This is a genomic window from Planococcus wigleyi (assembly GCF_014836985.1).
Classification (GTDB): domain Bacteria; phylum Bacillota; class Bacilli; order Bacillales_A; family Planococcaceae; genus Planococcus; species Planococcus notacanthi.
In genome coordinates, this window is record NZ_JACSPU010000003.1 from 170041 (window position 1) to 181414 (window position 11374).

The following is an 11374-nucleotide window of genomic DNA, read 5'->3' on the forward strand; positions in this document are numbered from 1 at the left end:
TAATTGGTTTGTGAATCGTTTTCGTCCCAATGGTTGGAGAGATTAGAAATCTATTTTTCAGAATTTTTATAAAAATATCATATAGGGGGATATTATGAAATACATTTTTATCGCACCAGTGCACTTCATGGAGATAAATTCCACTTTATCTAAAGGGATACAATTAAAAGACAATATACGAATCTCAAACAATAAGGATTTTATAGAAAATCTTTTTGATACAACTGAAATCTATGAATGGATTGGTAATGTAGGTTATCGTGAGTTGAAAAATTCTACATATATTTATGCTCAAGGAAATACAGCAGATTTAATAGAAAAACATGGAGAGGAATGGAACTATCTAAATTATTGTTTCTATTTTCTAAGAGAATCTCAATCCTTTTTACATGATTTATGGCACGTTAAAGATCATAGCTCTTATGTACGGGACGGGTTTATTTATGTATACGATGAAACTGATAAAAATCCTGTAGAGCTTCAAAAAGCTTCTTTATCTCAAGTATCGTCTAATAAAAGTGGAGAAGTCCAAAAAACGATTTTTTCGAAAGAAGAAATTAATCTGGCAAAAGAGCTCTATCAAAATAGCGAAGCATATAATTTGTCATCTTCAAGAAATGGAGGTAGATACCCAACGTTAAATCCGTTTGGAACAGATCTATCACGAATAGAACGAGCTGAGGCCTTTGTATTTATGGCGAGAGGAGAGTCAGTATTACCACTAAAGTTAATAAACTATTGCACTGCTCTTGAATGTTTATTTACCTCTGATGCTGCAGAAGTATCTCATAAAATGGCGGAAAGAGCTTCAGTATTATTTGGAGCTACTAAGGAAGAAAGAATAAATTATTTCAAATTGATTAAAGCTGCTTATAGTATTAGATCGAAGCTTACTCATGGGCAAGCAGTTAATCAAAAAATTGAAAAAGTTCTTGAAACTACTCAAAGTATAGATGAATTACTAAGAAAAATATTAAACGAAGATCATCAGATATTCTTAGCTTCTCAGGAAGATTTCGAGTCCTTTTTTAATGATTTATTATTATCAAGAGAGTTTGGATAATTTATAGATAATAAAATCAACGGTATTTAATACAGAAAGAGGGGTAACATTGGCTAAAAAAGATAACTTACAGTTTGGAAGTTGGCATATCGGCGGAACGGGTCTTATTTTAAACGGCATTTTGAATTTAGATGAAGAAACTGGCGAATTAGACTTATTTAGTGATGAACCCCTATCTCTTCCTTATAATACTGATGTTGTTTATGGTAAGACTTATCAGGGAGCAGCATTTACTTTATATGGATGCAGCATTCAAGGAGGTAGAACTTCTTCTTTTGTTCATGATTATGAATCGAAATATACGTATAAAATTTCTTGTAACTATATTTTAGAAGGAGCAAATTTTACTGCTGAACAAGAAATTTTAGTGAAGGAAGTCTATTTTAGTGTTACGAATTTAAACAAATGGGCATTTCAAAATGCTGTAGATATAAAATTAGATGATTCATCCGAATATATAATAACTACTAATCCAATAGATGACATAACCCATAAGAATGAAGAATTTGAATTTACTATTAGATATATTACGCTGGCTGACTATAACTATCGCTTTACGAGTTCGTTAAAAATTTCCACAAACGTTCAGTTAATCCTTAAATTTAAAAATCCGACAAGTTTAAAAAGAGCTCATATTCTTATCTATAAAGTTAGAGATTTCTTTTCGCTGTGTATTAATTCAAACACGTATATTGATTATATTTCTGCAGCTCCACATTATATAACACCTCAACAAGTTGAAATGCCTATAAAAGTTTATGGACAAGCAATAGAATTTGGCAAGAATGAGAAGGTTGAGGAGTTAAAAAATTATCACTCCTACATCAGCTTAGAACACATAAAAAAAGATTTTAATACATGCATGAAAAATTGGTTCGAAAAAAGTGAAAAATTGAAACCTGTAATAGATTTGTATTTATCCCTAAACTATCATCGTACATCATATGAACGTCATTTTCTTAATCTAGTTCAAGCGCTAGAGGCTTACCATAGATTAACGAGAAAGAATCAGGTGTTGCCCAAAGATGAGCATGTTAAAAAAATGGAAAGTATTATTGCTAATGTACCAGAGGAACATCAAGAATGGGTGAAAGGAAAACTAGCTTTTTCCGATGAACCTAGTTTGCATGAAAGACTTGAAGAGTTATTAACACCTACTGGTAAGTCGGACTCACCAGATTATGAGGCTAAGTATCATCATTTATTCAGACTTAGAAATAAAAAGAAAATTGAAATCATCAGAGATATTAAAAATACTAGAAATTATAACACTCATTTTGATGAAAGACTTTTGAAAAAATCGCTTAAAGGTGAAGAACTGTATCAATTAATTTTATTGCTAAGTTTAATGATGGAATACTATTTGCTGATGGAGTTAGAGATTGAAGAAAATATTATAGTCGATTTGACTTGGAAAAAAGCAGGAGAAATTTCTACACGTAATTCATTAATAGAAGCTACTCGAGATAGTAATATTACATTTTAGAAATCATTGTGCACTGTAGTAACTTTGTAGTGGACTTATGTTGAGTAGAAATTAGATATGAGTAAGTTACAAGGTCATTTATTTTTAGTAATTATTCTATTTAAAAAATCTTCATAAAGGAAGAAGTAGAAAAAATCAAAATAAGCAATGCGTTCGAAAAAGTATAAATGCATAAAGAGGGCGTTCGTAAAGAGTTTGATCACCTTTACGAACGTCCTTTTTAGCGTTTTTGGGATGGTTTTGGAGTGTTCGTAAAAGTGTACTTTTACGAACGCTTTATTTTTAATAAATGACTATTTTAAATCTAGTTTTAGTAACTTGAATTTTATATATAAGAAGAAAGTATTGAAGTGTAGCTGTTTGACCATGTACCTAAGTACATGGTTTATACTTTCTCTGAGGTGAAGAAAGTTGAGCTATCGAATCAGTGAACTTGCAACCCTATGTGAAGTGAATAAGGAAACCATCCGGTACTATGAACGAAAAGAGCTATTGCAAGAACCGGCCCGGAATAATTCGGGGTATCGGATTTATTCAAAGGAAACGGTCAAACGGGTAGGATTTATCAGGCGACTGCAGGAACTGGGATTTTCGTTGAATGAGATTTATAAATTGTTAGGGGTGGTCGACAAAGACGATGTGCGCTGTGAAGATATGTTCGATTTTGTTTCCAGAAAAGAAGTGGAAGTCCGAAAGCAGATTGAGGATTTAAAGCGTGCGGAACGGATGCTGAGCGAGTTGAAAGAGCGGTGTCCAAATGAAAAAGAGCTGCATGAATGCCCGATTATTGATGTTTTGATGGAGGAGGAGTAGAACATGAATAAATATCGAGTGGATGTCCAAGGGATGACCTGCACAGGATGCGAAGAACACATTGCAGTCGCGCTTGAAGCGATTGGCGCAAAAGAAATCCAAGCTGATTTTCGAAAAGGTGAAGCTATATTTGAACTGCCGGAAGACATGGAGGTTGAAAAGGCAAAAAAAGCAATTGCTGATGCCAAGTATCAGCCGGGAAAAGCAGAAGAAGTTCAAAAACCAAAAGCGATGCAACCGGATGAAGAAGGCGAGTATGACTACATCATCATCGGTTCCGGGGGCGCTGCCTTTTCTTCCGCCATCGAAGCTGTAAAACACGGGGCGAAAGTGGCGATGATCGAACGGGGAACGGTAGGCGGTACCTGTGTGAACATCGGCTGTGTTCCTTCCAAAACCTTATTACGGGCGGGAGAAATCAATCACTTGGCCAGGAATAACCCGTTTATCGGGCTGCATACCTCTGCGAATGAAGTGGATTTGGCTCCGCTGGTCAAACAGAAAGAGGAATTGGTAACGGATCTCCGGAACAAGAAATATGTCGATTTGATTGAAGACTACGGTTTTGAGTTGATCAAAGGGGAAGCCAGGTTTATAGATGAACATACTATTGAAGTGGATGGCCTGAAGCTATCTGCCAAACGGTTTCTGATTGCGACGGGGGCAGCTCCTGCTGTGCCAGCCATTTCGGGTCTGGAAGAAGTGGATTACCTGACCAGCACGACCTTATTGGAGTTAAAGAAAGTGCCGAAGCGCCTGACAATCATCGGTTCCGGCTATATTGGTGTGGAACTGGGCCAGCTATTTCACCACCTCGGATCCGAAGTCACGCTGATGCAAAGAAGTTCGCGTTTGTTCAAGGAATACGATCCGGAAATCTCGGAAGCCCTTACGAAAGCGTTGACCGCGCAAGGCATTCGGTTAGTGACCGATGCCTCGTATGAGCGGATTGAACAGGTCGGAGAGGTGAAAAAAGTTTACATCGAGGTGGACGGCCAGAGGCGGATCATTGAATCCGAACAACTGCTGATTGCAGCCGGCCGAACACCCAATACGGAAAGCTTGAACCTGCAGGCGGCGGGTGTTGAAACAGGGCGCCTTGGGGAAATTCGGATTGATGATTATGCCAAGACCTCCAATGAACGGATTTATGCAGCAGGTGATGTTACGCTCGGCCCTCAGTTTGTCTATGTCGCGGCTTATCAAGGGCGAGTGGCTGCTGGAAATGCGGTCGGTGGGCAGAAGGCAAAACTGGATTTGGCCATTGTGCCGGGTGTTACGTTTTCAGCGCCGGCGGTTGCCACCGTCGGTTTGACGGAGCAACAGGCAAAAGAAAGCGGCTATGACGTCATTACTTCCGTCTTGTCGTTGGAGGCCGTTCCGCGAGCGCAAGTGAACCGGGAAACGACCGGGGTATTCAAACTGGTGGCAGATGCGAAAACACGCAAGCTGCTGGGCGGGCATATCGTAGCGGAAAATGCTGGAGATGTTATCTATGCGGTGACGCTTGCTGTGAAATTCGGTTTGACCATTGAAAATCTTAGCGACACCCTTGCGCCGTATTTGACCATGGCGGAAGGGGTGAAATTGGCTGCTCTCACGTTCGACAAGGACGTTTCTCAACTGTCTTGCTGTGCCGGTTAAAAAGGGGTATACATTCATTATCTTAAACAAGTGAATTCTAATGGAAAATAGTATTCCCTAGTTGATATGGTTATGGTTAAGTAGATTGAAATCAGAAAAGAATCTATTTGCCAATAGAACTCAAAGGTTGAAGGGAGTATTGAAGTTGATTTATACGATTTTCTTATTTGTCATCGCAGGAATAGCTGAAATTGGTGGAGGGTATTTAATTTGGTTATGGCTGCGAGAAGGGAAGCCTGTATATTTAGGGATTTTTGGCGGCATCGCATTAGCCTTATACGGAATCATCGCGACTTTCCAATCGTTCTCTTCATTTGGCCGTATTTATGCTGCCTATGGAGGAGTTTTCATTATACTTTCCGTTTTATGGGGATGGGGAATTGATAAAAAGACCCCGGATCTCTATGACTGGATCGGGGCAGGTGTTTGTTTAGTTGGTGTTTCTGTGATGTTATGGGCTCCACGTGGATAATAAAATCTAATTGGTTTGCATACCAGCAATTAATAGGAGCTACATATTTCAATAAAGAAGGAACGGAATATTTATTCTAGCATCTGTCTCATTCTTAAGGTAAAAGCTTATACTAATACATATAGAGCTACCAGAAAAAAGACGCTTGAAAATCGAGCAATTTATGGCTTAAAAGCTCTGTATGCCCTTAATGTGCCAATCACGGTTGAAAATTGTCCCGTTTCTTCAATTGCAGCGAATCCGGTTTCTTTTAGGAGACTTGGAATAATGCCTTTGACATGAGGGGAAGTGGTCTCGAATCCGTCTAACAACTGGACGGGGAAAAATGCAACACGCATTAAACCGTTTTGCGGCTTCTCAAAATCAATAATATGGAATTGGCCGCCCGGTTTGAGTGTCCGGCGAACTTCCTCAAAAGTTTCCTTCTTCTTCTCCAGCGTCAAATGATGAATGAATAAACTGGTAAAGACATGATGAAACAGGTTACTAGAAAAGGGAAGCCGGTCAGAAAATCCTTCCTTGAAGCTAATGCCGTTAGTTTGATTTCTGTTGATTTTTTCTTTCGCAATTGCCACTATTTCCGGGTCTGCATCGACTCCAATCACTTGAACATGGGAGTGTGATTGCCGTATTAAGAGGACCAAGGTTCCTGTGCCGCAAGCCAGATCCATTACCACTTCCCCAGGTTGAAGGACTGCTTGATTGACCAAATGCATTTTAAGCTTTTTTTCCTGCATCCCCCATTGGATTAACGGATCATAGAACCGGGTCATCCAGCGGTATTTGAGTGCCGGGATATACGCTTTGTTTTTATCTGCCTTCATGAAGTTCGCATCCTTTCAATTAAGTGGATTTTTGTTCCGAATAAATCCGGTTTGAAAAAATAGGGAAATCGCCAACTTATTTGATTTATCATCACTTCAGAAAGTCAGAGATACTCTTCTAAAATCCATACCCTTTATCTTGAGGAGTAATAAAAGAATGTTTCAGATTCGTCATACTATGTAGTTCAGAAAAGAGCTTTCCATTTGGCTGGAAAGCTCTTTTCGTTACTCTTTTACGCGCATCAGCCGTAAGCTGTTGAGCGCGACCAGAAGGGTAGCACCCATGTCTGACATAATGGCGATCCACAGGGTCAGCCAGCCCGGAATGACCAACAGCAACGCAATCACTTTGATGCCGATTGCGAATGCAATGTTCGCTTTGATGATGTTCAGGGATTTCCGGCTCAACTTCACCGTGAACGGCAGTTTGCTCAAATCATCGCCCATCAAGACCACATCAGCGGTCTCCATCGCGGTATCGGTTCCAGCACCGCCCATGGCAATTCCGACAGTAGAAGCAGCGAGTGCCGGAGCATCGTTCACGCCGTCTCCAATCATCGCGACGTTGCCGTATTCAGCTCGTAAACGTTTGATGAAATTCAATTTATCCTCCGGCATCAGTTCGGCCTGGATTTCGGTGACGCCGATTTGCTGGCCAATGGCCTGACCGGTACCTTTGTTGTCACCGGTCAGCATGATTGTCTTCTTGATGCCCATTTGATGCAGCTTCTGGATGACTTCCTTGCTGGATTCACGGACTTCATCTGCCACGGCAATGACCGCCAGGATATTTTGTTCCGTTCCGATGATCATCGCCGTCTTGCCCTGATTTTGAAGAGTTGTAACGTTTTGTTCCAAGTTCTTATCGGCACTTGCAGCGCCCAGCTCATTGAAGAGAATCGGGCTGCCGATGTAGTACGTAATCCCTTCGACAGTTCCCTTAATCCCTTTGCCGGTAATGGAAGAGAAGTCCTCGACCAAGACCGAAGAATAAGAAATGTTTTCTGCGTCCGCTTTTTTCATAATGGCCGAAGCAAGAGGGTGCTGTGAGCGATACTCCAGCGCTGTGACGATGGAAAGCAGTTCTTTTTCATTGAGATCCTTGTTCAATACCTCAAAGTCCGTGACGACGGGAACCCCTTTGGTCAGGGTGCCGGTCTTGTCAAACGCAATCGCTTTGATGGCGCCCATTTCTTCCAGGTACACGCCGCCTTTTACCAGAACGCCTTTTTTCGCTGCGTTGCCGATGGCGGAAACAATCGAAATTGGAGTCGAAATGACCAATGCACACGGACAACCTACGACTAGCACAGCCAGCCCTTGGTAGACCCAGGTTTCCCAGCTGGCGTCAAACAAGAGGGGAGGGACAATGGCCACGAGTGCGGCAACGGCCATGATGATCGGTGTATAATATTTGGCGAATTTATCGACAAACGCCTGTGAAGGAGCGCGTTCGCCTTGCGCTTCCTCGACCAGGTGAATGATTTTCGCAATGGTCGTGTCTTCGACCAGTTTGGTGATTTTAACTTCCAGCAGACCTTCTTCATTCAGCGTGCCGGCGAAGACTTCATCATCCACCGTTTTGGCGACGGGCACGGATTCACCGGTAATCGTTGCCTGATTGACTGCCGAGTAGCCGTTGACCACCATACCGTCCATCGCAATCTTTTGCCCGGGTTTGACGATCATGATATCCCCGACGGCAATGTCGTCCACCGAAATCAACTGTTCTTGTCCATTTCGACGAACCAGTGCCTCTTTCGGGGCAATGTCCATCAACGAACGGATGGATTGTCGGGCCCGGTCCATGGAAAAGCGTTCCAATGCTTCACTGATGGCGAAGAGAATCACCACGATGGACGCTTCCGCCCATTCGCCGATAAAAGCGGCCCCGATGACGGCAACCGTCATGAGTGTCTTCATATCGAAATCCAGGCGTATCAAGTTCTGGAAGCCGACTTTAAAGAGCGAGTATCCGCCAATGACGATGGCTGCCACGAACAGGAGGGATGTCATCAGGTTTTCTTCCCCGTTGACGAACTGGGAAATGTACCCGAAGACGATCAACAGGGTGGAGTAGAGCAAGACGCTGTACTTTTGGTAGAACGGCACTTTCTTCTCCTTTGCAGTCGTCGTTTTATCGGTTTCCGTTTTCGGACCGGCTGGCCGGCCTGTGATTTCAGGAGCGACCTTCAAATTTTCAAAGGCACCGGCTTTCTCCAATTCTTCAACCGAGGCCGTCCCGTAAACGGAAATTTTCGAAGCGCCGAAATTCACTTTCGCATCCTGGACACCGGGAATCTGCTTGACGTTGTTCTCAAACTTCCCGGCACAGTTGGCGCACGTAAAGCCTTCCACCCGGAAGACATTTTTTTCTTCGACTGCCACGTTCACTTCGGGAGCCGTCTGGCGTTTCGGTTTTTCCGGTGCCACTTTCAAGTTTTCAAATGCACCGGCTTTTTCCAATTCTTCAACCGAGGCCGTCCCGTAAACGGAAATTTTCGAAGCCCCAAAATTCACTTTCGCATCCTGGACACCGGAAATCTGCTTAACATTCTTCTCAAATTTCCCGGCACAGTTGGCACACGTAAAGCCTTCCACCCGGTAAACCGTTTTGTCTTCTGTTTCCTTTGTTTTTTCAACCAACTTCAACAACCTCCTTCTGATGGAGGAAGGCCACTTGCACCAAGTGTTTCACATGCGCGTCATCCAACGAATAATAGACCAATTTGCCTTCTTTGCGGTATTTCGCCAACCCCATATTTTTTAACAGGCGCAGGTGGTAGGAGGCGGTTGCGGTGGAAGAGCCGATGATATTCGCAACGTCGCACACACAAAGTTTGTCCTCCAGCGATAAGGCATAGGCGATCTTGATACGCGTATCATCCGACAACGCCTTGAAGATCTTCGCCACTTCCAATGGATTCTGTTCTGCCAGCTGTTGCTGGACTCGTTCCACCTTTTCTTCATCTATACAGACCACATCACAAATCTCTTTTGCCAATTTCTTTCACTCCTTTTTCTGACTCGCTGTTTTACAGCAGTCTTTCTTTTCTATAGAAAACAAAACTCGAAAACCATATCAGCTCACTAAACTCCAAAGGAAACGGAATGTCCCGTTCTCCACCATGATCAAGATGCCCAGTCCGATAAAGACGACCGGCACAATCCAGCGTTCCCATTTCTCGATTGTTTCCGAGATTGATTTAACGGAGGCCAAACGGTAGCTGAGGTAACACAAAACAGCTGTCATAATGGCAAAGACAACAAGCATCACAACGGTCTCACTCAAATTTAAGGTTGAAAAATAGGGTATGTAGACACCGATGTTGTCACCGCCAGCCGCCAGTGTAATGACTGTGACGGTTACAAAAAAACGATTGGATTTTCCGGAAGACAAGCGGGACAGGATATCCTCTTCGTCGTTCTCCTCTTCCTCTTCCTCTTTAAACCACACTTTGATTCCCAGATAAATTGGAATCAGTCCGAGCAGCCCGACCCAATGTTCCGGAACGAAGGTAAGACCGGATGCAGCCAATAGACTGACGCCAACCAATAGGGCTGTCCCCAAATACTGACCGACGACAATGGATTTTAATTGGCCGGATTTTTTGGTCTGTGAAAACAGAATCAATAAAATGATGACGTAATCAATACTTGTCGCAATATAAGCTGCAACAGCGGAAAAAATTGTCGTAATCAGCACCACCAACTCCTTTGTGAATACTAGAACCAACTAATATCCTTCTAATAGTTAAACATTCAAACGAACGTTTGATTAATGCAAGTGTACAAAGATTTCGCTAGATTGTCAATGATACATTCAAATGATTGTTTTAATATTTGAGTATGCTTGTTAGAATGAACGAAGTAATAGATTTTGCGATTATGAATAAGTGACGAATTTTAAAAAACACCTGTAATCTATGGCAAATCAGTAGTGATAGGAAAACAAGTTGAATATTAATTTAGCCATTGAGTAAGCACGACCACATGAACGATTGGCCACTTATTAATGTTATGCATATTTTGATGTTTCCGGGGAATAGATGACTAAAGGACAGATGATTCTGCTGTGCATTTAGAATCCACGTAATTTTTCTAAAATCGAAACTAAAACAGGAGTCAGGGAAAGGGGACGTATCATGGCAAAAGCTCATAAATCCACCAAGAATATCAAGTTGGCTTTCATGATCAACCTTCTATTTTCAATAGGAGAACTCATTGGCGGCTTTTTAATTAACAGTGTCGCAATCATGTCTGATGCTATTCATGATCTAGGAGACGCTATTGCTTTAGGGATTTCTTGGTTTCTACAAAACTTTTCAAATAAAGAAGGGGATGAGAAGTTTTCGTTCGGCTATAAACGTTTTTCCCTTTTGGGCGCATTAATCAATGCAGCTGTTTTGATTGCTGGCTCTATTTATATTTTTACTCAGGCTATCCCTTTGCTGTTTAATCCGGAACATTCCAATGCCCAAGGGATGATTTGGTTTGCCATTGTAGGCGTTCTTTTAAATGGTTATGCAGCTTTCAAGTTACATAAAGGAAAATCAGTAAATGAAGGAGTCCTGTCCTGGCATATGCTCGAAGATGTTTTAGGATGGGTGGCAGTACTGATTGTCGGCATTGTTCTGCTGTTCAAGGATATTCATATCCTCGACCCGATTTTATCCCTGGCAATTGCCCTGTTTATTTTAGTGAACGTTGTGCGCAATCTTACTAAAACCATGAAAATTCTGTTAGAAGGCGTGCCCGAAGGAATTGATATAGAAGAAATACAGGCGAAAATCGAGAAAATTCCAGGGGTATTGTCTGTCGGGGATTTAAATATTTGGTCGATCGACGGAGAAGAGAATGCACTGAATCTACATCTTTCTGTTGAGGGAGATAACCTTGCGGATTCAGCCGCTATAAAAGAAAAAGTAAGAAAGGCTACTTCCGACCTGAGGATTGTCCATTCCGCCATTGAATTGGAATGGAAAGACCGCTAATAACCTTCCTTTTAGTGCGTATGATTTCTAAGGGAACTCTCAATAGCTTTCTAGGAGTTGCTTAAGTAAAAGAGAGAA

The 11374-nt window shown here is 41.9% G+C and carries 10 protein-coding genes; 6 read left to right on the forward strand and 4 right to left on the reverse strand.

Annotated features, from left to right (window positions below; genetic code table 11):
- The first annotated feature begins 94 nt into the window (after positions 1-94).
- The 5 genes from H9630_RS09505 (at position 95) to H9630_RS09525 (ending at position 5478) form a co-directional block, all read left to right on the forward strand.
- Positions 95-1063, forward strand: a complete 969-nt coding sequence (locus H9630_RS09505; RefSeq protein ID WP_191715280.1) for a HEPN domain-containing protein — start codon at positions 95-97, stop codon at positions 1061-1063.
- A 49-nt stretch (positions 1064-1112) separates the two neighbouring features.
- The gene (locus tag H9630_RS09510; protein ID WP_191715281.1) at positions 1113-2549 is read left to right on the forward strand and encodes an ApeA N-terminal domain 1-containing protein; all 1437 of its coding nucleotides are present in this window, start codon (positions 1113-1115) and stop codon (positions 2547-2549) included.
- A 411-nt stretch (positions 2550-2960) separates the two neighbouring features.
- Positions 2961-3362 carry an Hg(II)-responsive transcriptional regulator gene (merR, locus tag H9630_RS09515; RefSeq protein ID WP_191715282.1) on the forward strand — a complete coding sequence of 134 codons (402 nt, stop codon included), beginning with the start codon at positions 2961-2963 and terminating at the stop codon, positions 3360-3362.
- Positions 3363-3365: 3 nt separating this feature from the next.
- Positions 3366-5006, forward strand: a complete 1641-nt coding sequence (gene merA, locus H9630_RS09520; protein ID WP_191715283.1) for a mercury(II) reductase — start codon at positions 3366-3368, stop codon at positions 5004-5006.
- A gap of 145 nt (positions 5007-5151) precedes the next feature.
- Positions 5152-5478, forward strand: coding sequence for a YnfA family protein (locus H9630_RS09525; protein WP_191715284.1), 327 nt, complete (start codon positions 5152-5154; stop codon positions 5476-5478).
- Positions 5479-5639: 161 nt separating this feature from the next.
- Here H9630_RS09525 and H9630_RS09530 read toward each other — a convergent pair whose 3' ends face one another.
- The 4 genes from H9630_RS09530 to H9630_RS09545 form a co-directional block, all read right to left on the reverse strand.
- On the reverse strand, positions 5640-6302 hold the full coding sequence (locus H9630_RS09530) for a class I SAM-dependent methyltransferase (RefSeq protein ID WP_191715285.1): 663 nt from the start codon (positions 6300-6302) through the stop codon (positions 5640-5642).
- Positions 6303-6527: 225 nt separating this feature from the next.
- A complete protein-coding gene (locus tag H9630_RS09535) occupies positions 6528-8948 on the reverse strand; it encodes a heavy metal translocating P-type ATPase (RefSeq protein WP_191715286.1) in 2421 nt (806 codons plus the stop codon).
- Positions 8941-9294 carry an ArsR/SmtB family transcription factor gene (locus H9630_RS09540; protein WP_404825533.1) on the reverse strand — a complete coding sequence of 118 codons (354 nt, stop codon included), beginning with the start codon at positions 9292-9294 and terminating at the stop codon, positions 8941-8943. The genes H9630_RS09535 and H9630_RS09540 overlap by 8 nt, the downstream gene beginning before the upstream one ends.
- Before the next feature lie 90 nt (positions 9295-9384).
- Entirely contained in the window at positions 9385-10005 is a 621-nt protein-coding gene (locus H9630_RS09545) for a CadD family cadmium resistance transporter (RefSeq protein WP_101803174.1), read from the reverse strand.
- Between the two features lie 442 nt (positions 10006-10447).
- Here H9630_RS09545 and H9630_RS09550 point away from each other — a divergent pair, with 442 nt between their 5' ends.
- Positions 10448-11296 (forward strand): cation diffusion facilitator family transporter, encoded by an 849-nt coding sequence (locus H9630_RS09550; protein ID WP_101191820.1) that lies wholly within the window; start codon positions 10448-10450, stop codon positions 11294-11296.
- Positions 11297-11374 lie beyond the last annotated feature (78 nt).

Bases quoted from the DNA above. Each gene is read 5' to 3' on its own strand.
- H9630_RS09550 (WP_101191820.1), top strand. From the start codon at position 10,448: ATGGCAAAAGCTCATAAATCCACCAAGAATATCAAGTTGGCTTTCATG.
- H9630_RS09530 (WP_191715285.1), bottom strand. From the start codon at position 6,302: ATGAAGGCAGATAAAAACAAAGCGTATATCCCGGCACTCAAATACCGC.
- merA (WP_191715283.1), top strand. From the start codon at position 3,366: ATGAATAAATATCGAGTGGATGTCCAAGGGATGACCTGCACAGGATGC.
- H9630_RS09505 (WP_191715280.1), top strand. From the start codon at position 95: ATGAAATACATTTTTATCGCACCAGTGCACTTCATGGAGATAAATTCC.